This is a genomic window from Methanomicrobiales archaeon, assembly GCA_030019205.1.
Classification (GTDB): domain Archaea; phylum Halobacteriota; class Methanomicrobia; order Methanomicrobiales; family JACTUA01; genus JASEFH01.
This window is the reverse complement of sequence record JASEFH010000007.1, coordinates 1-21,596: the sequence shown is the minus strand read 5'-3', so window position 1 is coordinate 21,596 and position 21,596 is coordinate 1. Positions and strand designations below refer to the sequence as shown.

Annotated in this window: 27 protein-coding genes; 10 read left to right on the top strand and 17 right to left on the bottom strand. The window is 62.4% G+C overall.

What is annotated here, in order from left to right; genetic code table 11:
- Position 1 precedes the first annotated feature (1 nt).
- From QMC96_05615 to QMC96_05595, 5 genes are all read right to left on the bottom strand, one after another.
- Positions 2-673, bottom strand: a complete 672-nt coding sequence (locus tag QMC96_05615; GenBank protein MDI6876233.1) for an ABC transporter ATP-binding protein — start codon at positions 671-673, stop codon at positions 2-4.
- 16 nt (positions 674-689) lie between these two features.
- Complete coding sequence (locus QMC96_05610) at positions 690-1,946, bottom strand: hypothetical protein (protein ID MDI6876232.1); 1,257 nt, start codon at positions 1,944-1,946, stop codon at positions 690-692.
- Positions 1,947-2,208: 262 nt separating this feature from the next.
- On the bottom strand, positions 2,209-2,913 hold the full coding sequence (locus QMC96_05605; GenBank protein ID MDI6876231.1) for a hypothetical protein: 705 nt from the start codon (positions 2,911-2,913) through the stop codon (positions 2,209-2,211).
- 232 nt (positions 2,914-3,145) lie between these two features.
- Complete coding sequence (locus QMC96_05600) at positions 3,146-3,355, bottom strand: helix-turn-helix transcriptional regulator (protein MDI6876230.1); 210 nt, start codon at positions 3,353-3,355, stop codon at positions 3,146-3,148.
- The gene (locus QMC96_05595) at positions 3,345-3,821 is read right to left on the bottom strand and encodes a DUF2178 domain-containing protein (GenBank protein MDI6876229.1); all 477 of its coding nucleotides are present in this window, start codon (positions 3,819-3,821) and stop codon (positions 3,345-3,347) included. Before QMC96_05595 ends, QMC96_05600 begins: the two co-directional genes overlap by 11 nt.
- A gap of 761 nt (positions 3,822-4,582) precedes the next feature.
- On the opposite strand from QMC96_05595, the gene QMC96_05590 reads away from it, so the two are divergent.
- Together QMC96_05590 and QMC96_05585 are read left to right on the top strand one after the other, a co-directional pair.
- Positions 4,583-4,750 (top strand): hypothetical protein, encoded by a 168-nt coding sequence (locus QMC96_05590; GenBank protein ID MDI6876228.1) that lies wholly within the window; start codon positions 4,583-4,585, stop codon positions 4,748-4,750.
- 220 nt (positions 4,751-4,970) lie between these two features.
- Entirely contained in the window at positions 4,971-5,363 is a 393-nt protein-coding gene (locus QMC96_05585) for a hypothetical protein (GenBank protein ID MDI6876227.1), read from the top strand.
- Between the two features lie 26 nt (positions 5,364-5,389).
- Here the strand turns inward: QMC96_05585 and QMC96_05580 are convergent, their stop codons facing one another.
- A complete protein-coding gene (locus QMC96_05580; protein ID MDI6876226.1) occupies positions 5,390-5,977 on the bottom strand; it encodes a hypothetical protein in 588 nt (195 codons plus the stop codon).
- A gap of 1,032 nt (positions 5,978-7,009) precedes the next feature.
- Between QMC96_05580 and QMC96_05575 the strand changes: the two genes are divergently transcribed.
- From QMC96_05575 to QMC96_05555, 5 genes are all read left to right on the top strand, one after another.
- A complete protein-coding gene (locus tag QMC96_05575; GenBank protein ID MDI6876225.1) occupies positions 7,010-7,564 on the top strand; it encodes a hypothetical protein in 555 nt (184 codons plus the stop codon).
- A 139-nt stretch (positions 7,565-7,703) separates the two neighbouring features.
- The gene (locus QMC96_05570) at positions 7,704-9,563 is read left to right on the top strand and encodes an SLC13 family permease (GenBank protein MDI6876224.1); all 1,860 of its coding nucleotides are present in this window, start codon (positions 7,704-7,706) and stop codon (positions 9,561-9,563) included.
- Positions 9,564-9,597: 34 nt separating this feature from the next.
- Positions 9,598-10,959, top strand: a complete 1,362-nt coding sequence (locus QMC96_05565; protein ID MDI6876223.1) for a rhodanese-like domain-containing protein — start codon at positions 9,598-9,600, stop codon at positions 10,957-10,959.
- 13 nt (positions 10,960-10,972) lie between these two features.
- Positions 10,973-11,476 carry a YeeE/YedE thiosulfate transporter family protein gene (locus QMC96_05560; protein ID MDI6876222.1) on the top strand — a complete coding sequence of 168 codons (504 nt, stop codon included), beginning with the start codon at positions 10,973-10,975 and terminating at the stop codon, positions 11,474-11,476.
- Positions 11,473-12,051, top strand: a complete 579-nt coding sequence (locus QMC96_05555; protein ID MDI6876221.1) for a YeeE/YedE thiosulfate transporter family protein — start codon at positions 11,473-11,475, stop codon at positions 12,049-12,051. The genes QMC96_05560 and QMC96_05555 overlap by 4 nt, the downstream gene beginning before the upstream one ends.
- Before the next feature lie 169 nt (positions 12,052-12,220).
- On the opposite strand, the gene QMC96_05550 is transcribed toward QMC96_05555, so the two are convergent.
- The 4 genes from QMC96_05550 to QMC96_05535 form a co-directional block, all read right to left on the bottom strand.
- On the bottom strand, positions 12,221-12,520 hold the full coding sequence (locus QMC96_05550; protein MDI6876220.1) for an AIM24 family protein: 300 nt from the start codon (positions 12,518-12,520) through the stop codon (positions 12,221-12,223).
- Positions 12,521-12,721: 201 nt separating this feature from the next.
- A complete protein-coding gene (locus QMC96_05545; GenBank protein MDI6876219.1) occupies positions 12,722-12,913 on the bottom strand; it encodes a hypothetical protein in 192 nt (63 codons plus the stop codon).
- 50 nt (positions 12,914-12,963) lie between these two features.
- The gene (locus QMC96_05540) at positions 12,964-13,458 is read right to left on the bottom strand and encodes a GNAT family N-acetyltransferase (protein ID MDI6876218.1); all 495 of its coding nucleotides are present in this window, start codon (positions 13,456-13,458) and stop codon (positions 12,964-12,966) included.
- A 653-nt stretch (positions 13,459-14,111) separates the two neighbouring features.
- Positions 14,112-14,639: a MarR family transcriptional regulator gene (locus tag QMC96_05535; GenBank protein ID MDI6876217.1), complete on the bottom strand. Its 528-nt coding sequence runs from the start codon at positions 14,637-14,639 to the stop codon at positions 14,112-14,114.
- A gap of 567 nt (positions 14,640-15,206) precedes the next feature.
- On the opposite strand from QMC96_05535, the gene QMC96_05530 reads away from it, so the two are divergent.
- Both QMC96_05530 and QMC96_05525 read left to right on the top strand, forming a co-directional pair.
- On the top strand, positions 15,207-15,641 hold the full coding sequence (locus tag QMC96_05530; protein MDI6876216.1) for a tetratricopeptide repeat protein: 435 nt from the start codon (positions 15,207-15,209) through the stop codon (positions 15,639-15,641).
- A 121-nt stretch (positions 15,642-15,762) separates the two neighbouring features.
- Positions 15,763-15,933: a hypothetical protein gene (locus QMC96_05525; protein ID MDI6876215.1), complete on the top strand. Its 171-nt coding sequence runs from the start codon at positions 15,763-15,765 to the stop codon at positions 15,931-15,933.
- A gap of 10 nt (positions 15,934-15,943) precedes the next feature.
- On the opposite strand, the gene QMC96_05520 is transcribed toward QMC96_05525, so the two are convergent.
- The 3 genes from QMC96_05520 to QMC96_05510 all read right to left on the bottom strand — a co-directional run bounded on the left by QMC96_05520 (position 15,944) and on the right by QMC96_05510 (position 17,320).
- Positions 15,944-16,090, bottom strand: coding sequence for a hypothetical protein (locus QMC96_05520; GenBank protein ID MDI6876214.1), 147 nt, complete (start codon positions 16,088-16,090; stop codon positions 15,944-15,946).
- Between the two features lie 152 nt (positions 16,091-16,242).
- Entirely contained in the window at positions 16,243-16,779 is a 537-nt protein-coding gene (locus QMC96_05515; GenBank protein MDI6876213.1) for a flavodoxin domain-containing protein, read from the bottom strand.
- Between the two features lie 178 nt (positions 16,780-16,957).
- Positions 16,958-17,320, bottom strand: coding sequence for a hypothetical protein (locus QMC96_05510; protein MDI6876212.1), 363 nt, complete (start codon positions 17,318-17,320; stop codon positions 16,958-16,960).
- A 509-nt stretch (positions 17,321-17,829) separates the two neighbouring features.
- Between QMC96_05510 and QMC96_05505 the strand changes: the two genes are divergently transcribed.
- Entirely contained in the window at positions 17,830-18,774 is a 945-nt protein-coding gene (locus QMC96_05505; GenBank protein ID MDI6876211.1) for an MBL fold metallo-hydrolase, read from the top strand.
- Between the two features lie 653 nt (positions 18,775-19,427).
- Here the strand turns inward: QMC96_05505 and QMC96_05500 are convergent.
- The 4 genes from QMC96_05500 to QMC96_05485 form a co-directional block, all read right to left on the bottom strand.
- Complete coding sequence (locus QMC96_05500) at positions 19,428-19,682, bottom strand: histidine kinase dimerization/phospho-acceptor domain-containing protein (protein ID MDI6876210.1); 255 nt, start codon at positions 19,680-19,682, stop codon at positions 19,428-19,430.
- A gap of 283 nt (positions 19,683-19,965) precedes the next feature.
- Positions 19,966-20,109 (bottom strand): PAS domain-containing protein, encoded by a 144-nt coding sequence (locus tag QMC96_05495; protein ID MDI6876209.1) that lies wholly within the window; start codon positions 20,107-20,109, stop codon positions 19,966-19,968.
- Positions 20,110-20,125: 16 nt separating this feature from the next.
- Positions 20,126-20,335: a hypothetical protein gene (locus QMC96_05490; GenBank protein ID MDI6876208.1), complete on the bottom strand. Its 210-nt coding sequence runs from the start codon at positions 20,333-20,335 to the stop codon at positions 20,126-20,128.
- Between the two features lie 339 nt (positions 20,336-20,674).
- Positions 20,675-21,596: PAS domain-containing protein (locus tag QMC96_05485; GenBank protein ID MDI6876207.1), on the bottom strand; the 922-nt coding region annotated here is incomplete at its 5' end.

Genomic DNA, 21,596 nt, shown 5'->3' with positions numbered 1-21,596 from the left:
ATCAGGCCACCTTCCCGTCCCGGATGGTGATGATCCGCTCCGCATACCGGGCGATCTCCGGTTCGTGGGTCACCATGATGATCGTGCGCCCCCGGCGGTTCAGATCGGCGAGCACCTCCATGATCTGGACACCGGTCTGGGAGTCCAGGTTGCCCGTCGGCTCGTCGCAGAGCAGGATCGCCGGATCGTTCACCAGCGCCCGTGCGATCGCCACCCGCTGCTGCTGCCCGCCGGAGAGCTCGTTCGGGCGGTGGGTGGCCATCGCCTCGTCGATCCCCACCTGGAGGAGGAGGTCGCGGACCCTTCCGGTGTCATCGTTCCGGCGGTGCTTCATGATGAAGGGGTACTCGACGTTCTCGTAGGCGGTCAGGAGGGGGATCAGGTTGAACCTCTGGAAGATGTAGCCGATGGCGTTGAGCCGCAGATTGGTCAGCTCCACATCCGTCATCTCCTTGGTGTTCCTTCCCATGATGTAGAGGTTCCCGCCCGTCGAGCGATCCAGGCAGCCGATCTGGTTCAGCAGGGTGGACTTCCCCGATCCGGATTTTCCCATGACGGCAACGAACTCCCCCTCCTCGATGGTCAGGGATACGGCGTCCAGCGCCACGACATCCCCTGCCGCCAGGGGGTAGATCTTGCTGACACCGTCCAGTTCGATTATCGGGCCGCTCACGAATCCGGCCTCCGCTTCATCTCCTCAGCCGCTTCTGGATCCTTCCGACCGCTCCCGTACGCCAGGCGACGACAACCGCGACAACGCCGATGGCGACGATCGCGATCTCCAGCAGCGGGATCCGCGAGAATCCGCTGCCGAAGGAGCCGAACATGCCGGGCGATCGCATGCCCTGGTTCGCCGAGCCGGATCGCATCATCGCAGTCCCGCTGACGTTACCGGCGAAGGATCCGGGGTTCGAGAGCGATACGGTCACGGTCTCCTCAAATGCCTTCCCGTTCTCGTCCTTGTACCGGATGAGAAGCGGCACCGAGGATGCTCCCGGGGCGGTGCAGGTGACCTCGAAGCTGGAGAAGTCGTCGGGCTCGAGCGCCCCCACCACGTAGACCGGGTAGGGATCGACCCCCCTCGCCGGGCTGCCCACGCTGACCAGGATCGAATACGCCTCTTTCAGGCCGGCGTTCGTGATGTCCCCTTCTATCGTGTAGACGCCCCCGCTCTGGGTCACCTCGATGTTGTTCACCACCGGCTCCGGCGCCACCGTCCGCTTCCCGACCTCGACGGGCAGGGTCAGGGTGATATGGTGCTCGTTGATGCCGTTCCTGTAGCTGACGTCGAACTCGAGCTCCGTATTCTGCGATGCGGCGATATCGAACGAGACGTTCTTCTGCGCGTCCGGCTCGAGGGTGCCCACAAAGATGCTCGACTGGGTCGACGTGATCCCGGCGCCCCGGGGCGTGATGGTGACGCCGTTCACGCTGTTCTCGCGGGGGTTGCCGATCGAGAGCGTGACCGTATCCTTCGAGTTCGCCGGGAAGGTGTCCGGGGCGTCGACGACGGAGATGCGGAGATCGGTGCTCTCGACTTTGACGGGCAGATAGTAGCGCAGCGACCCGCCGTCACGGAAGTCCAGGTAGAACATCGGGTAGTAGATGCCGTCCGGGCTGTTGGCTTTTACAGCAAAGGTGAACTGCAGGGTGTTTCCCGGACCGATGGTCCCCACCGCATCGTAGGTGTGGGCGTTCAGGACGGCGAGATCGTTCGAGTATAGCCGGGCCCGGCTGATCACCACGTTGTCCGTCCCGCTGTTCATGATCCTGACGGTCACCGTGCCCGTATCCCCGCGCATGAGCACCTCGGGGCTCACCGAGGAGTCGGTGACGGTGATCTGGCCGTCCGGGGACGCCTGCGCCGCCGCAGCCGTGTCCGCGGCAGCAGCGATGCCCCCCAGGGCGGCCAGGAGAAGTATGAGAATCGCCAGTCTTGGTTTCATGGTTATCGGTGCTGTACGGCCGGACACGCGGGTGATCGGGCGGCGCTCCGCCATTTTCCCGAAAAACACCTGGCCCGTCCGGTAGAATGTTCGTTCCTCGTCTCTTGCCTGCAAGGGGCTCTCATTGCCCAGCGTTGAATGCGGTGAGGTGGGGGCATGCAGTCCTGGCTGGCGAAAAGACCCGCCATCGGCCCCTGCCCCGGACATGAATCCCGCCCGCAATCCGGGCGGGGTCCTCCCCATGGATGCTGCAGGTGGGGTGTCATCGAGGTCTTTGCGGGTCTCCAACTCTGACATGCCGTTCCCCGATCCGCTTCATGCTCTGGTTCCCGATCGGATCGCGGCAGCCGTTCTGCAATCTCTCTGGTGGCTTAACCTGGCGCTCCTCCATGACCTGCTGCAGGAGCGTTCGTGCGGTCTCCGCATCGCCGCCCTCGACGGCAGAGCGGATCTCGCTCACATCCAGCCCACGTTCCTCCAGGCGGTCCAGGAGCACGGTCATGTTGCTCGTGCGGTCTCCTTGCCTCGAAGGCCCCGGGAGCGCGTCTTTGTGCTCTTCCAGGAACTGCTGCAGGAGCGTCCTGGCAGTCTCCCGATCGCCGCTCTCGACAGCGGCCCGGATCGCGCTCACGTCGAAGCCCTGCTCTTCGAGCCGCTCCAGCAGCCTGGATGCATGCATCCTGCTGTGGTCTCTCTCGGGGGGCATCGGAAGCTCATTTGTCCCCAGGAACTCCCGCAGCAGGGCACGAGCGGTCTCATTGTCTCCGTTCTCTATGGCAGCACGGACCGCGCTGACGTCATAGCCCTTCTCCTCGAGCCGGTCGAGAAGCCCCGTCATCCTGCCCCCGTCAACAGGACCGCGGACGCTGGAGCTCCGCTCCTCGAAGACGGCGCTGACAGGGCCTGCCAGGAATACTGCAACGCAGAGCGCTGCTGCGATTCCGAAGGCGATTCTGTGTGGTCTCATGGTTCCAAGCCCTCTCAAATCCACATGGTCATCCGCGATCCCGACGGGCATACGGGACGACCATGTAAAATTTATTTTACATTTTGTTATTTAAAATTCTCTAATAGTCGCAACACATTTACATATGGGGCAGCTGGCCATCACTTCACTGTCAATACCGACGTGGCAGGGGGATGTCTATGCCCTGCTGCGAGAGGGGAGGCCGCAGAACCGAATCCTGGCGTTCAGAACCCTATTTTGGGCGGGCATTCCCCTCGTAAAAGAAGATCTCCTCGATATTGACGTTGAAGTAGCGGGCGATCTTGAAGGCCAGTTCCAGCGAGGGATCGTACTTGCCCTTCTCGATGGCGAGGATCGTCTGCCGGGTGACACCGATGGCGTTTGCCAGATCCTCCTGGGTCATGTCCTGCATCGCCCGAAAGACCTTGATCCTATTCTTCATCGGAGTCCCATCCGCCGTACTTACGGCCATAGTAGATCCGAAATCCGACATAGAGGAGGATCATCAGCCCGAGCAGCGCCATCTGGCCGATCCCGAACCAGCCGATGTGGGGAAGGGCGGGGTCGCCCTGGATCACGCGGATGACGACCTGGCCATCAGGGGGAGGGGGACCGCGGAGCCCGAGGGGGCGGCTGAACCCGAGCACCGCACTCCCGAGGCTGACGGCGAAGAAGATCACCCAGAAGACCTCGAGGGTGCGGAGGGCGGCCTTCTGCGTGATCAGGTTCGTCCGCTCATCTTCCAGCCGCTCTTCCACCATCCTGCGTGCCGCGTAGAGCAGGAGAACGCCGAGGATAAAGGCCACCTGGATGACGATCGGCCGCGCCAGCTGCACCGCGACCCAGAAGGCAACGACCTCGAGGAGCGCGACGATGCCGAGGAGAATATAGAACGTGTTTCGCTTCATCGGGAACCCGTGTATGGATAAGTGTACATTTTGTTCGAGATAAAATACTTCTTCTGCAGCCTGCAGCAGGAGACGAGCACGGAGGCGCTTCAGTGGCAGGAGATCGTCTGTTAAAGGGGGCGAATGGGTGTCACCCGGCCGAACTCCCCTTCCCATGATAGAATGGAACGGGATTGCCACGCAATCGCCGGGACCCGGATACCTCCTGGCCCACCCGTGTACCGGCACCATGCCGGCGATTAGTGCGGGGAGCGGACCGCGACGTGCCGATGGTGCCTTCACTCGAGCTGCAGCAGGGAATTGGAACGAACGGCAGAGGCGAGAGACAGCCCTCGGGAGCAGACCGAATGCCTCAGGCTTACCGCGATGCCCAGCAGGAACGGATCCTACGTCTGCCATCCAGAGATGCCCGGCATGCGATCGGATCCACCGCCAATTCCCAACGAAAAATTTCCGGGATCCGGATATGCATCACAACCATTCTCGCTTTCTCCTGCGCTGCCATGCCGATACCTCCAGGATACAAAGGGTGCGTTATCTTAAGGGCATTGGACCGTCGAAGCGGTCCTGCACGCCGCGTTCTCCTCGATATCGCAGGGCTTTCGACCGGCATACTGATAAATAGCCCATACCATTGGCAGGCGGTGCAGACACCCGTAATCGGAGGAATGACGGCGCTGCCGGATATCGCCGTCTGAGATAAGTTTAATTAGCCTGTGAAAGCATGGAAACCTGCCGATCGCAAGCGGCAGGAAGGAACGATGCCCCAGCTGAATCTCACGGATGCGGAAGCGACGCTGCTTCGGAGTGTGCTCGAAGATTATATCGGGGATCTGCGCATGGAGATCTCCAATACCGACCGCATGGACTTCCGCGAACAGCTCAAGAGCCAGGAGGCGATGCTCAAGAGGATGCTGGAGGCGCTCTAGTACAGGACGGAGGATGCCAGGCAGATCGCAACGGCGGGACTCCCCTCTGTCCGGGGATCTTCGGGGATCCCTCTTCAAGCGATGCCGTCCCCCGGAGAAAGCTCCGATCCTTAATATCTGCGGAGACAAAACCCTGTATCGGATGACAGGCGATGCACTGCCGGGGTCCCGGCACGGGAGCGCTATGCCGCCGGGTTCCGGCGAAGGGAGGGAATAGCAGATGGCCGACAAAATAAGGCTGATTGGCTACGGCATCCTCTCCTGGCTCGCCCAGTTCCTGGTGAGCTTCATCTTCTACGGCCCCGGGGGAGTGCTGCTGATCGACTACGACCTCTTTAAAACCCTGATGGTCGTGGTAGGATCCGGCACCGGCGCCATACTGCTGTACATGTACTTCCGTGTGATCCGGGAGCGGCACGTACGCGAGGCATGGATCGCCGGGATCGGCTGGATGGCGATCAACTGGCTGCTCGACCTCGTCCTCCTCCTCCCGCTCTCTCGGCAGGCAACGGGCGATTACGTCGTCCAGATCGGACTCCGCTACTTTATGATCCTCTTCATGAGCCTGGCGGTGGGCTACAGCCTGCAGTACGCGGCGGAACGCGCGGCATAACGCCTTGCGGTGGGGATAATCCCTTTTTAAGAAGAGCGGGAGAGAGCCCCCTCGATCCCCCGCATCACCGCCGAATCGCCCAGAGAATGATTAGCCCGACAATCGCGGCGGCGGGCAGCGCCGATCCCCGCCTGCGGTGTCTGGGTGGGGGCGGGAGCCGTCGTTGTCGGGCTGGCGGTGGGGGCGATTGTCGCGGTCGTCGTCTGCGGTGCCGGCGTGGCTGTCCCATTTCCCGGTTCCTGCAGGCTGAAGGTCGCCGTCTCCGTCACGTTTCGATCGAGCACCTCCGCCCGCACCGGGTACTCCCCCGGCGCAAAGCCCGTGGTGTCGACCGCAAACGTCCAGGTGTTCCGTGGTTCCCCTGCCTCTACGGTCGCGATCCCGGAGGCTCCCGAAGTTCCTGTCGCCGCGGTCTTGTTGGCGGGGGCAAAGGAGAGTGCAGTCACCTCCACGAGGACGCGGTTGCCCGGCGCGAAGTTGGTCGTGCCGTTGATGACGATCCGATCGCCGGCGACTTTTCCGCCCTCCGGTTCGATCTCGATCGCCGCGGAGGCATCGGCGGCGATCAGCAGGAGGGCGGCGAGGATCAGGAGGAGAAGATGTCTGCGGTGCATTCGTGGTCACCCGGGGAGACGGGCTCCCTGCAGGTGCATTAAGGTTGCCGTCCCGATCGAACCCGGTTTTTTGGCAGGGTTCTTACCCCTTGCCGACATCTCCTCAGCGCCTTGTTGTCCGGATTTTCTCCAGGATGCCAAGCGATAAATCGAATATAGCGGGTGCGGGCTGCCATTACGGCAAGGGGGAGAAACGGTGGCGTACCGAAAAGAAGCAGGCGAGAAAGGCATGAACAACGAGCCCCAAACGGTCACGGCGCCTCACTGCAGCACTCGATCCAGGGGGTGGAGTAGCCCGCCGACAGGCAGGAGCTCCTCAAGGTGGCAGGAACAATGCCCCCGAGCCGGTCAAAGGGATCATTCAGCGGATGCCGGACAGGGGGGTACAGTGACGCCGCCGACGTGAATAAAGCCGCCGGAGGGATTAAAGGATCCGACTCTGCAGAACGGCACATCCTCCAGCTTCAGGATATTGGCGCTGGCGGGAGGCACGGAGGGCCCCGTCTCCTGATCGCCGGGACGGGATACGAAGAGCCGCATTCGATCTGCGTACGTCCCTATCGCACGAAGGGGGAGGGGGCCCCCTCCCCCCGTACCCCCACCCCGCCAGTATGATAGGTCCTGCAGGGGTTAGCCGAAGAGAATCTCCTCGCCGCCGGTAGCGTCAGGGCGGTTTGCTCCGGGCGGGGATGCCAACCCGAACTCTCGATTCCCCTATGACAGGCCGCATCGCAATTCAGGGAGGGGGTCACGAGGAGGTACTGCATGCAGCCTTATGATACGGGGGATGGTCTGTGCGATCCCGTGACAAGCCACAACGTACAATAACGGGGTGAGGATGGCCTGCTCTGGTTATACTCCCTCATGCCTCTATTGCTGCAGCACGATACCAGAGGGGAGAGCCAGGAGAGATGGACGCTCGGAGCCCTATCTCCCCTTTGATCGGGTTGCCAGGCCGCGATACAGCGGCACTTTCGCGCCACCATTTTGTATCTTCATATGCCGCCCCCGCTCCATCTACCGGATGCCGTTATGGAGTTCGAGCTGCACCCCAGGATCGCCGTCGAGACGGGCACGTTCACGCTGATCATGGCCCCGCTCCCCATGATGCTCGAGGCCCTGAACGGGTGCGACGCCCTGCAGCAGTACGCCACCCTCTACATCAGCGGCAACTACTCCCAGCTCCTCTCGGGCATCCACCGCACCCGCCAGAACCTGGACGTCCAGCGGGGCTTCACGGGATACCAGCTCCTGACCATCCTCCAGGAGGCCCCCCACACCATCCTCTTCATCGAGCACGATCCCGGCCTGTACGAGGGCGAGGAGGGGCGGCGGCTGATCTTTCCGGCCTCCATGGCGATGCGGGAGGCGGCCCGGAACGCGGCCGTCATCCTCTACGCGCCCGGGATCACCTGCTCCCTCCGCCGGATCGCGAGGAGGGCGGACCGGGTGTACTGCTTTTTGGGGTATACGCCCCTGCGGCAGAGGACGGGGCAGACGACCCTGGACCTGGATGCGGCCGTCGCGGTCTCCTTCCCTCCCCTGTCGGCCCTGCCCGGTTTCCAGCGGGCCCGGGACCGCACCTGAATGCAGGGCTCGAGGCCCGCCGACGTATTGCTGCGGTCCCCCGACCGGGGCGGCCGATCCCTCCTGTACCGGGCAGCACTCCTGGCGGGGTATTGGCGGAGCGTCAGGGACCGCGGTCTCCGCATCTCTGCCGTCCAGCATGCATCAATTTAAAGGGGACGTGCAGATATTGGTATTCTATAGGGACACTGCGCCGCTGGGTGGAGGGATGGAGACTCAGATCATTCTGATGCTGCTGGTTCTCGCGATCACGATCGTCCTCCTGGTCACGGAGCTGCTCCGGGCCGATGTGGTTGCCCTCCTCGTCATCGTCCTGCTCTTCTGGTTCGGTCTCGTCAGCGCGGCGGAGGCGTTCTCGGGCTTTGCCAGCAATGCGGTGCTGGCGATCATCTCGCTCATGATCCTTGGCGCCGGTATCGATCGGACGGGGGTCACCGCCCGGCTCTCGCGCTCCATTGTAGGGTTTGCCGGGAAAAACGAGAAGCGGCTCCTTGCAACATTCTCCGCTATCGTCGGTTTTCTTTCCGCATTCATGCAGAACATCGGGACCGTTGCCCTCTTCCTTCCGGCGCTGTTGAGGGTATCCCGGCAGACGAGAATCCCCCCGCCGCGGCTCGTCATGCCCCTTGGATTTGCCGCCATCCTGGGAGGCACCCTCACCATGATCGGGTCGGGGGCCCTCATCGTCCTCAACGACCTCATCGCGACGAACGATCTCGAGCCGTTCGGCATCTTTGCCGTGACGCCGCTGGGCATTCTCCTCCTCGGGGCGGGCATTGCCTACTTCATCGTCCTGGGCAACTACGTCCTCCCCAGGGCCAAGCCGGATGCGTATAAGCCGGGAGCCCAGGAGATACTGGCCGATGCCTGGCGGCTTCCCACCGCCATGCACCACTACCGCATCCCCGGCACGAGCCCCCTCGCAGGGCTGGAGCGGAACGAAGCGGACATGAAGACCCGGTACGCCCTCCATCTCCTGGCGATCACGGAGAACGGAGACGTCCTGTACGCGCCCTGGCGCCATACGCCCTTCCGTGCCGGCCAGGTGATCACGCTCCTCGGGGAAGAGGACGACGCGGAACGGTTCGCAGCGGACTACTCCCTCGAGCGGATTGCCGATCCGGAGCGGTTCTCCGCCGAGGTGGGCGGCGAGCGTGCCGGTTTTGCGGAGATCATGGTTCGCCCGCGGGCCGAGGTGATCGGCAAGACCTTCCGCGAGATAGCATTCCGCAAAAAGTACGGCATCGAGCCCATCGTGCTCGTCTCGCGGGGAGTCGAGATGCAGAAGGACTATGCCGACGTCCCGCTCTCCACCGCCGACATCATCGTCGGCTTCGGGCCCTGGGAGCGGGTGCGCGCCCTGGCCGCCGACCCGAACTTCACCCTCAACACTCCCGTCGACGAGGCGGCGGTGCGAAAGGAGAAGGCGCCTCTTGCCCTCCTCTGCTTTATCGGCGGGATCGCGCTGACCCTGACAGGCGTGCCGATCTCCATCGGGCTTTTTACCGGGGCGCTCGTCATGGTCCTGGGCGGGGTGCTGGAGATCGACGAGGCCTACCGTTCGATCGACTGGAAGGTCGTCTTCCTGCTTGCAGGGCTCATCCCGCTCGGCACGGCGATGGTCAACACGGGGACGGCGGCGCTGATCGCCGATGGGCTGCTGCGGTTCCTGGAGGGGGCGCACCCCCTCCTGCTGATCCTGATCATCGGCGGGCTCACGACCTTTTTCACCCTTTTCATGTCCAACGTGGGTGCCGTCGTCATCCTCGTCCCCGTCGCCCTCCTGGTCGGGGCACAGAGCGGCATCGATCCCCGAGGCCTCGCCCTCCTGGTGGGGCTGTCCGCCTCGAACTCGTTTATACTGCCGACACACCATGTGAATGCCTTTCTCATGTCGTCCGGAGGCTACCGCAATGCGGACTACCTGCGGGCCGGCAGCATCCTTACGGTCATCTTCCTTCTCCTTGTTACAGGATGGATTTATCTAGTATTCGCGTAATCATCAGCATACCGAAGATCCGGGGGACTCGAGTATGTTCGTCCAGCAGTTTTTCATCCCGGGGATCGCGCACAGCTCCTATCTGATCGGCGCCGGCAGCACGTGCGCCATCGTCGACCCGGCGCGGGACATCGATCGCTACATCGATGCGGCCCGGAGCCTGGGTCTCGAGATCACGCACATCCTGGAGACGCACCTGCACGCAGACTTCGTCTCCGGACACCGAGACCTTGCCGAGGTCTCCGGCGCCAGAATATACGGGCCGGCATCCGGAAGGCTTGCCTTCGACCACGTGGCGGTTTCAGATGGAACGCGGTTCGCCATCGAGAATATCGGCGTCGAAGTCTTTGATACGCCCGGGCATACGCCGGACGGCGTGACCTATGTCGTGACCGATCTCGTCCGCGGCGAGGAACCGGCCGCCGTGTTCACGGGAGACGCCCTGTTCGTCGGCGACGTAGGAAGGCCCGATCTCTTCCCCGGAAGAGCCCGCGAGCTGGCGGGAAGCCTCTACGAGAGCCTGCATGGCAAGATCCTCCTCCTTCCCGACTCCTGCCTGCTCTTCCCTGCTCACGGCGCCGGCTCCCTCTGCGGCAGGGCGATGGGTGCGATGCGGTTCTCCACCATCGGCTACGAACGGAGGTTCAATCCGGCTCTGAACCTCGGCCGCGAGGAGTTCATCCGCTCGCTCACCGAGAATATGCCCCCGGCACCGGACCACTTCAGCCGCTGCAGCGAGATCAACCGCCAGGGTCCCCCCCTCGTTCGCAGCCTGCCGGAGGCCCGCCCCATGCAGCCGGACGAGATCCGGGCAAGGGGAGGAGATGGCGACACCATCGTGCTCTCCATCCAGAACTACGCCGCCTTCGGTGGGCAGCACATCCCGGGCAGCTACCAGATCGATATTGCCGGGAACTTCGCCACGTTTGCAGGCTGGGTGCTTCCCCCCGATAGGGATATCCTGCTCGTCTCGGACAATCCCGCGGAGGTGCGGGATGCAGTCGTCCAGCTCCGCCGGGTCGGGCTGGATCGCGTCGTCGGATACCTCGAAGGGGGGACCCATGCCTGGGCCATGGCGGGCTTCCCCCTCGATCACGTCTGCCAGCTCTCGCCCGAGGAGACGCACGCCCGGCTCCGCGAGGGGAAGACGGCCCTCGTCGACGTGCGGTCAGCGGAGGAGTATGCTGAGCAGCACATCCCGGGGGCGATCCATATCATGGCCCCGGATCTCAGGACGCGGTATGTCGAGCTGGATCCCGCGCAGCCGGTCATCCTGATGTGCCGCACAGGGCACCGCTCGAGTCTGGGCTGCAGCATCCTCAAGCAGAAAGGATTTGCCGAGGTCTACAACGCGGCAGGCGGCATCACGGGATACCTCGCCGCAGGATACTCCTGAAGGGGGATCGCGCATGGACTGGATGCCCTATATCGCCGGCGCGGGAATCGGCATCCTCAGCTGGTTTGCATTCCTCCTCTCGGACCGCCCTCTCGGCTGCTCGACGGCCTACGCGCGGACGAGCGGCATGCTGGAGAGGGCGGTCCGCGGGGATGCCGTTCTGGATAAGCCCTACTACAGAAAGTTCGTCCCGCAGGTCGACTGGGAGTGGATGCTGGTGCTGGGTATCGTCATCGGGGCCTTTATCGCAGCGGTTCTCCTGGGCGAGTTCGCCATCGTCTGGGTCCCTTCCACCTTCGAGGCGGCATTCGGGTCGAGCGTTGCGCTCCGGCTGGCGGTCGCCCTCATCGGGGGCGTCCTGATGGGCATCGGGGCGCGCTGGGCCGGTGGCTGCACCAGCGGGCACGGGATCTCCGGGACGCTCCAGCTGGCGGTGTCCAGCTGGGTTGCCGTGATCGTCTTCTTCGTCAGCGGGATCCTAACCGCCTTTCTCCTCTACGGGGTGATCGGCCTATGAAAAGGACGGGAAGCGGGTCCCTGCAGGCCCTGCACCGGAAACGATCCCGGCAGCTGGTCCTGGGGCTGCTGATGGGGATTGCTTTTGGCATCTTCCTGCAGCTGGGGGGCGTCACCCGCTACGACGTCATCATCGGGCAGCTTCTCCTCACCGACTTCACCGTCCTTAAGGTGATGCTCTCTGCCGTGGCCGTCGGCATGGTGGGCGTCTATTTCCTGAAAGGGCGGGGCCTGGCGAGCCTGCACACCAAATCCGGTTCGGTCGGCTCCACGGTGCTCGGCGGGATCCTGTTCGGGTGCGGATTTGCCGTGCTCGGCTACTGTCCGGGAACGGTCGCCGGCGCTGTCGGCTCCGGAGCGCTCGACGCGCTGTTCGGCGGAGCGGTGGGTATCACCATCGGCGCCGGAATCTTTGCGGCGCTGTACCCGCGCCTGGACGCATCGCTCCTGCAGAAGGGTGCGTTTCCCGACGCGACCATCCCCGAGCTGCTCAATGTCCGTCCCTGGGCGGTGATTGTTCCGATGGTCGCCCTGATCGTCGCCGTGCTCTGGGGGATCGAGTACCTGGGATTCTGAGCGTTCCCCGGATCATTTTTGGTCGATGAACCGGTAGTCTGGCGGGATTCCGGAGTCGCCTGGAACCGGCCAGTTGACCGTGCACGCAGCCCGGGCAGAATTCCGATACTCCCCCGGGCATTCTTGTTAGGAGAGGTGAGAGCCGGGCCTCCCGCACCCACTCCGGCGTTCAGCGGGCCTGCGAACGCACCTGAATGCGGGGCTCCAGGAGCGGCCGGAGCCAGTCGACGAACTCCCGCAGGTTTTTGGTCTGGATGTAGATGTCTCCCGGTCCGCTGATCTCTGTAACCAGATCCTCGCCGCTCAGCACCGTTCCCTTGCGGCGGCCGAACTCCTGCACACGGTAGCTGCAGGTGTCGCTGAAGGCCACCAGGTGGTAGTTGTCCACAATCAGGGACTCCCCCTTCTCCAGGATGTGCCTGTCGGTCGCCCCGAAGGCGTTGATGAACAGCGTGCCCTCGCCCCGCACCCGGATCGTGAAGAGCCCCTGGCCGAAGAGCCCTTTTGTGAACCCTTCCCATGCACGTCCAGGTCGAGACCGGGGGTCGAGGCGATGTAGCCGCCCTTCTGGATGATGTAGCCGTGGTCGGGGGATAGCTGCAGTTCGTATACATCCCCGATAGGAGCGGAAACGCGATCTTTCCCAGCCTGTCCCGCGCGATATAGTCGTTCACAACGACTGCTCCTCGAAGATCATCAGAGTCCCGAGGAGTCCCATTTCCCGCATCCGGGTCTTCACGTCGAAGTTCGCGGTCATGTAGGCCAGCGCCCCGCCCTCGGCCGTGATGCTCTCGCCTTGAGGTTTGCAACGAGCATGGGATAGGAGGGGCGGTAGAGGATCTCGTAGTTCATCCGTATGCACCGGGCGGCTAGGAGCACCCGAGGCATACGAAGGTGACGCTGCCCGGGAGATCAGACGAACTTCTGCATCCAGATGGTATCGAAGAACTCCCCTCTCTTCGTCCCGACGCTGCGGAACCTGCCGCACTCGGAGAAACCGTGCCGGGCGTGGAATCGGATGCTGCCCTCGTTCCTGGAGGAGATGGCGGCGAGGATACAGGAGATGCCCCGTCTCTGCCCTTCTTTCTCGAGATACTCCAGCATGCGGCTCCCGACGCCCATACCCGTCCGATCCGGGCGGACGAAATAGGAGATCTCCGCCGTGTGGGCGAACGCGGGCATCGGGTTATGGGCGTGGAGGAGCCCGAAGCCGAGCAGACGGCCTTCTGCATCCCGCACGGCGACGGTGGGATAGTCGTGCGCCTGCTGCAGGAAGAGATCGAAGAACGCGTAGGGGACCTTCTGCTCGGGAAAGGCGGCAAAAGAGTTCTCGACGTAGTAGTTGAAGATGTCGATGACGGCGGTGCGGTCTTCGGGGGTGATCGGGGTGCAGGTGTAATCGGGCATGGCAGCCTCCAATACGGAATATTGTTTAGTATCTATACCATCTCCAGATAAAAATGTTCTGCGATCTGGATCGCTGCCGTTCTCGACCCTCGGACGCAATAGAGCCGATGTTCGTCCGTATCCCCGGCTTCCCCCACCGCATGCGGGATAGGCGCGATAGGAGGACGGTGGCAGTGACGTGCACGGGTTCATCTATCCTGCATGAGAGCTTCAGTTTCCGCGAAAGATCCCTTCCCATCGACCACGAAAGGGCCGCCAGGGCCGTGGACGATGCCAATCTTCGTTTCCCCTCTCTAAACCCTATCGCACCAGGGGGAGGGTGGTGCGTCCCCCCCCTCACCCCCGCGTGACAGGCCTGGCAACGGGATACCCGAGAGACCTGTAACCTATCCCTCGGCGAGAGACTCAACCCGATCCGGGTACGTTCACCCAGGACTTCTGCCTGCTTCTCTCCAAGCCCGATACTACGCACCCATTGGGCTTGGAGATCCCCGTTCCCGGGCGCTCCGGTAGCCGGCAGCGTATGGTGCAGGGATCGTATACTCCTTGTATGCCAATTCTTCATGGTAGGGGAGCGTAAGAACGCCGACAACTGTCCCGGGTTGTACCTGCCTCCTCCCTTCCGCAAAAACTTCAAACCGATGCCGTTGCAGTTATCTGCGCCGGAGTGCTTCTGCAAACTCCCGTGTATGTTCCTGACGGACGCGGGGGGATTTCTCCAGGACGGCCTCGATCTGTTCGAGGACCCGCCCGAGGCTCTCCGCTTCTCCCGCAGGAAGGCGGGCGATCTCGCGGGCGATGCTCTGGTTCACCCGGGCGTGGTAGCTGCGGTGCCACTCGAAGGCCTCCCGCCCGCGCTCCGTCAGGCACAGCAGCACGGTCTTCTGGTCTCCCTCCCGGTTGAGCCGCTGCAGGTACCCCTTCTCCTCAAGCCTTCTGGCCAGCTGGGATACCGCCCCCTTGGTGACGCCGAGGCGGGCGGCGATCCGGGTCACGTTCTCCCCGGGGTAGCGCCCCGCCATGTCGATCAGGTGCACCTCGGAGGCGTGGAGCAGGATGCCATGGCCGATGTCGATGGGTTCGGCCTCGATACGGGCTGCCCGGTTCAGGATGCGGATGATGCGGTCCAGGATCTCGGTGGTGGCCGGATCTGCCTCGGGGGGTCCGTGATGGTTTAGCATGTATACATTAAACTGTTTCGCTGCCGGGCTACGTGAATCTTCGCCAGCTCTGTTCTGATACCTTATAACAGCCGGATCCTGGAGGATAGGGGGACCTGAGATCCCAGAACGGGGCATGGCCGCAGGGACCCGTGAAGAGCTGATCCCGATCGTTGCAGGACTGCCTTTCTCTGTAGACAACATCCGATGCACCCCTACCCCGACATTGGATCCTGGTATCTTTGAACTGCATCTCGGTTGCGGAGAGTCCATTGGAACAGGGATCTCCTGCAACTCTTCCCCGGGAAGGTCTCCTGCAATCTTCCGATCCCTGTTTCATTTCTGGCACGAAGACCGAAATCGGATGCAAGGGAATCGAACTCGATGCTGCTCAGCGTTCCGGGCGGAGAGCCCGCTTTGAAGATCAGGTCGTGGAGCATAGAAGCTGTGGCAGAAGCATCCGTGGAACACTCAGTTCTTCGGTTATCCATGTACTGAACGATTCAATTATCTGGAAATTTAAATATCTAAATTTAAATTAAATTTTTGGATATACATAGTTTAATATATGGCAATAGATTATCTAGTATGCGGATTCTCTGGTTTGCTGTTTTGATCCTTCTGGTCGCCGGCGGGCTGTACCTGTTCGGGTTCGTGCCGGGGGTGCCGTCAGCGCCGAGCCTGATGGCAGCGGTCGCGCCTCCCCCCGACGATGCGGTGACGAACACCAGCCGGGGCGTGGCCCTGGCGAACATGGGGCGGTACCAGGAGGCGATCGAGCACTTCGATCGGGCCATCGCGGCGGACCCCGGGTATGTCGATGCCTGGAGGAACAAGGCCCTGGCATTGAACTACTTGGGAAGGTATCAGGATGCGATCGCCTGCTACGAGGAGGTCACCCGGCTCGATCCGCAGGACGGAGATGCCTGGTACAGCATGGGCGCCATCTACCGCAGGCTGGGAGACGGCCCGAAGGCGGACGAGTGCTTCGAGGAGGCCCGAAGGGCAGGCTACCCCGTCTAGGGGACGAAGCCGTCATGCCGGGTCTCTCCGGGCGAAGGTATATCTGGCATGCGGGATGAACGGTGCCGGCCGAGACCGGCAGCGTTGACCCTGGATGCCGGCACCAGGCGGGAGATGGACCATGAAGACGATCAAAGGCGAAGATAAACGGGAGACAAAGGAGTACTGGTGCGAGATCTGCGGGGCCGCCTGCGAGGAGATCGACGAGGAGAATTATCCCGAACTGCGGAAGGCCAGGACCTTATGCCCGGGCTGCCGGCAGTCCTACGAGGAGTCCTGCAGCATCCGCTGAGCGGCAGGGTTCAGGGGGCAATCGCCTCCGGCAGGGTGAAGTAAAAGTCGATGCCCCTCCACGGTTCGGACTCTACCCAGATCCCTTCCGTGGCGGTCACGGATGCGGTTGACGACGGCCAGGCCGATGCCTGTTCCTGCACCGCTGCCCCTGCCATGCAGCCGCTGGAAGATCACGAATATTTTACGAAGTATCGGGGCTCGATACCGTCGTCTTGCGCAATAAATTGGTCCATGTCAAACATGTGGATCGACGCGATCTCTGGCAGGCCCGGAATGGGCGGCAGCGCTGCTCACCTTCGGGAGGAGGTCATGCGGGCGGCGTGGCTTGATGACCTGCCAGCTCCCGGGCGATGCCGTTGGCCCAGGCCTCGATGTCGCTCCAGTTGCGGAAGTCCCCCTCGGGGAGGATTGCCCGGGCGGCCGGCAGTTTCCGCAGCGAGCGGTGCATGAACCCGAGTTTGCCGGGATCCAGCGCCCCGAAGAAGACCCGGTGGCCCCGGGGGTGGATCGTCTCCCGGAACCCGGCGATCTCTTTGGGCTCCAGTTTCGGATCCTCGATCGAGGTATCTGTCCCGAGCTCCAGCGGTCCGCTGCTGAACAGCCAGACCGGGCGGCCGGAAAGGGCGGTGCGGTTCCGCCGCACGTACTCTGTTGCCTCCCCCATCCAGTGCTCCATGTAGACCGCACTCCCGATCACGACGGCGTCGTAGTTTCCGGGATTCGGGGCCGCATCGGCGCTGAAAGCCTCCGCCTCCACTCCCTGCCCCCGGAGCTTCCCGGCGATGAACTCCGCAATCTCCTTCGTGGAACCGTATCTGCTCGCATAGACGACGATCGCTCTCATGCACAGTCACCCTCACGCATATTTCCCGGAGTCATCTGAACCTCCGCACCTGATAACCTTAACGAATGGGACGGGTTGAGCGGTAATGATACTGGTGTATGCCGTCGCCATCGGCACGCGGGCTGTACGATCCGAAGCTGCCCCCCGGGGCGATAGATCTGTCTGCAGGAACAGGGCATCATACTCCCGGCTTTGCCTGGACGGTGATGCAGCAGACCAGGGTCTTCCGGGCGATATCCACGACCGTGCGGATCTCCTCATCGCCTGCTTCCCGGGCGACGTTGCATGAGGCTCCATCTTCGGCCAGTATGCTCATCTGCCCGCTCTCTTTCGTCTTCAGGTAGGCGAGCAACGCCGGGAGTACCGTCTCGTAGATGACCTCGACATCGGGGGCACTGATCTGCACCCTGCCTGCCAGGGTCGCATCATGGGGCGTTTCCGTAGAACGGAACCTTATGCCGACATCCCCGATCCGGTCCTCCAGAAATCGGACCACTTCATCGGGGGGGAAATCCAGCACCATCAGACTCAGCGTTGCCATGCCGCTCACCTCCCGTTCCATGCGGAGTGCAGGGATGCCAGTGTTCCCGCAGCATAAAAAGTCATCGCCCGGAAGACACCCGGCAGAACGGTAGGTGTAGAGCATGCCCGCATCTTCAGGCTTGCTGCCGCTGGACGCGTATGGGGAAGAACCTAAAACTCCATGAAAGTGCAGCCTGGTAGGTAAACTTCATGATCTGGTTTTTGGGATCCAGTCGTGCACTGTCAGCGACCGAGGATATATGGCGTGCTGGAGTATCGTTGTCAGCAATGAGGGCGAGTGCGGTCTAATCCTGCGTCGCGAGACAAACCGATAGCCCCCGAAAAACTGACTTTTCAATCATGCAGGCTGGCAGAACTGCAAAAAAAAGCATCCGCCTCCTGTTTTTGATTAAACATGCCCATCGTATCCGCCAGTATTCTGAACACGCCGCTCAGGATCCCCGGCAAAGGCGAAAAGGCCCCGTAAAGTTATATCATCTCCGGGATAGAGATCGGCCCTGGTGCCATATGAACGGGATTTCGCAGCGAGAGGCGGATCGGTTCGATGTCACGGTCCTTGTGGATAATTATGCCGACATTCTCCTGATGGAGCAGACGGATACCCTGAGGCGGGCAATGATCCCTCCACCCACGACCCTCTATGCCGAACACGGGCTGGCATGCCTTGTGACGATGTATGCCGGGACCGAGAAACACTCTGTCCTTCTGGACGGCGGTATATCCCCAGTATGCCTCATCCATAATGCCGAAGTCCTGAATGTCAATCCGGGTGATATCGAGGCCATCGCATTGAGCCACGGTCACTTCGACCACTTTGGCGGGCTCATCCCCATGCTTCAGGGAATGGGAGGCAGCATACCCCTGTTTCTCCACCCGGATGCGTTTCTCAAACGGCAGGTGAACATCCCCATGGTCGGGAGAGCGGTTCCGATGCCGCGACTGGACGGCGGCGCCCTCGAGGGCGCAGGAGCGGAGATACGGGCTTCAGAGGATGCATCGCTCCTCGCCGGCGGTCTCCTCTCCCTCACGGGAGAGATCGAGCGCAAGACCCCATACGAGAAGGGATTCCCCTGGATGGAGGCCGAGATCGACGGCAGGTGGATCGTCGATCCGTTCCGGGACGACCAGGCCCTGGTCGCGGTCCTGCGAGGGAAGGGTCTTGTCGTCATCAGCGGCTGCGCCCATGCCGGGATCGTGAACACCGTGGAGCACGCAAAACAGATGAGCGGGATAGAGCAGGTCCACGCGATTCTCGGGGGCTTTCACCTCACCGGTCCCCTCTTCGAGCCGGTGATCCCGCAGACGATCGCAGGGATACGGGCGATCGGCCCCGCCTGGATCGTGCCGATGCACTGCACGGGCTGGAACGCAATCACGCGGTTTGCGGGGGCCTTTCCGGAACGGTTCATCCTGAACACGGTGGGGACGACCTGCACGTTCCAGGGGACATAGGTCAGCTGCGGGTAGAAGGTTGAAGAGAAGACGCAGGCCTGGATGCGATACTGTGCGGCAGGATCCTGAGGAGATTCGGGAGAAGATTCTGGAGGTCTCCCAGATCGAGAGTGGATGGGATTTCCCCGGGGGACACTATTGTGCCGGAAAAAGAGTTCCGATTACCCATAAAAGACAATTGGCGTGCAGGAGAGCGAAGGACGGGGAGTAATAAAGCACCGATGCCCTTTCAGATTGTCTCGCAACCTATGGCACAGCGGGCAGCGTGAGGGAGAACGTCGAACCTTCACCGGGCTCCGACTCGACCCGGATCCGCCCACCCCATAACATTCGACGACCCGCTTGACGATGGCGAGGGCGGTCCCGGTTCCCTCGTACCGGTCCCGTGCGCGCAGCCGCTGGAAGATCGCAAAGATTCGATCGCTGTACTGGGGTTCGATCCCCGATGCCGTTGTCCCGCACGGAAAATTGCCACATCCCGGCCTTCATCTCGCTGGATACGGGGATGCAGGGTGGGTCTTCCCTTCGGAACTCAATCGCATTCGTGATCAGGTTCTGGAAGACCTGCCCGATCTGAACGGGATCTCCGAAACCATCGGGGGGATCGGGGCTGGTAGCGGCTCCCTGCTCCTGGACAGGGATCGCGATGTCTTTCAGGTCCTCCCCCAGGACTGGCCCGGTATCCGTCGGCCCGGGGGCTGCTGGCGGGTGGCGATGCGGGAGTACTCCAGCAGACCGTTGATGAGTTCGTGCATCCGCTTTCCCCTCTGCTCGATGCATCCCGGGGACTCATCGGCATCGCTGTCGAGCTCTCCTCTGTTCCGGCGCGCAAGCATCCGGGCATAACTGGTGACCATCCGCACGGGTTCCTGGAGGCCGTGGCTGGAGACGTGGGCGAACCGCTCCAGATCCTCGTTGCTCTGCTCGAGGGCCTCCCGAGAGGCTCTTCAGATCGCTCTCTTCCTGTTCCGAGCTGAATCGTCGTACAGGTATCCGAGGATCTCGATCAAACCCCCTTTCGTCGAACTCCCCGACTGCGTTCTCCACAACGTAAATGAGACTCCCGTCACTGCGTTTTCGTAGTCGGCCACAATTCTCCACCTTCCCCCCTCCCGTTAAGGAGCTTCAGGAGCAGCCGCCGGTCATCGGGAGAGGGAAAGGTCTCGTCAATATTGGTCTGCAACACCTCTCCTATGGAGGAAACCCGAATAAATTCACGAACGCCGGGTTGCAGGCGAGGATCCGCCCATCCGGTGTGGTGATGGAGTCCCCGGTTAGATCCTCCTCAAAGAGCTTCCGGTACTTCCCTTCGCTCTTCTGCAGAACCCCCTCCATTCCCCTGCGATCAGCATCAGCCTGTTTGAGCGTCGCGACCTCCCGCTGAAGCGCGTCGTTTTCTGCCTCCCGCGCCGATATCCGTTCCGGAGCGAGCTGCTCCGCTTCTGAGATCCAGCACGGCGCCGCCGATCCGTCCCGACTCCTCCAGGCGCACGAACTCCCGCTGCGGCCTGCCGATATCCCACGGCGGGGTGCCGTGGTAGACCTCCTCGAAGAAATCCATGCTGCAGGCTTGGTTGTCGGTCCGTCGTGAAGGCCGTTTCGATAGACAGCCCCGGTACCCTGGAGGCGGCGCTGCGCTGGATTTACCATGACCCGGTCACAGGATAGGCGTCTTGACACTCGCCGGGGACGCAGGGCGGCACCAGAGGGACGGTTCCCGGGCGACCATGTGGTGAGGGGAAAATGTGCGATAGGCCGGTCTTGATTGTGAATACCGATACCGCAGAATCCTCCCCATCGCTCGAGAGTGCGACATGGATCCCGGCCTCCCCCGAGAATACCAGAAATCCGTCAACCTCGAGGAGGATTTCGACAGAGCTCATGAGACCCTTATTAAGTGTCAGTGGATTGCTTCAGCGGCGATCTCGTCGTACGTGACGTACTGGTTTCCATCGGAGAGCCGGACCGGGTGGCAATGAACCGTCTTTTCCGCGCCGTCCCTGCACCGCACCCGACAGGTGCGGGGCGGCAGCGGTCCCGTGCTCGCCTGCCCCAGGTCCGCCTTCCAGACGGCGATCGCCTCCTGGCGGCGGTCGGGATCCGGGAAGGCCTTCTCGAACCAGTCCCGGCCCGTGGGGATATCCGCGAGCGTGTACCCGAAGCGCTCGGTGAACGCCCGGTTGAGGTAGAGGTGCCGCCCCCCGGGATCGAGCAGGGCCGCCGGGACCGGGGACGCATCCATCACCTCGGTGAACCGCCGCTCGCTGCGGCGGAGCCGCTCCGCAGTCTGCCGCCGGGCGAGGGCTATCGAGGCCTGCCGCAGGAAAGACTCGACCACCTGTGTATCCTCGAGCTCCCGATCCGGCGGCAGGAAGATCCCGACGTTGCCGAAGAGCTGCTCGCCCCAGACCAGAAAGACGAAGTAAGCCTTTCCGATAGGAAGCGTGCGGCAGATCTCGTCGCAGAGCTCCTCGGGGATCTGCCGGAAACAGATCTCGTAGAGCGACATCCCCTCCGGCCCGATCTCCGGCCAGAAAGTGTACTTCCGCATGCCCCAATCCCGTATGGTCAGGGCTCCTCCCCCGGAGGGATGCGAGAAGATATCCGTCATCGGATACGCCAATCCAACCGGATCTATCCCCAGTATCTGCGTCAATGCATCTCGAATTTCCCTGTCACGGATTGCCTGTACGGCGAACTGCTGCTGGACTTCATCGTGGGATACAACCTGGATGAGTGTCCTGGGGATAAGTTCGGAGAGCCGATCGGCGATATACTGGTGGATATCCTGCTCGGGGGGCATGTCCACCAGTTCCATCGCG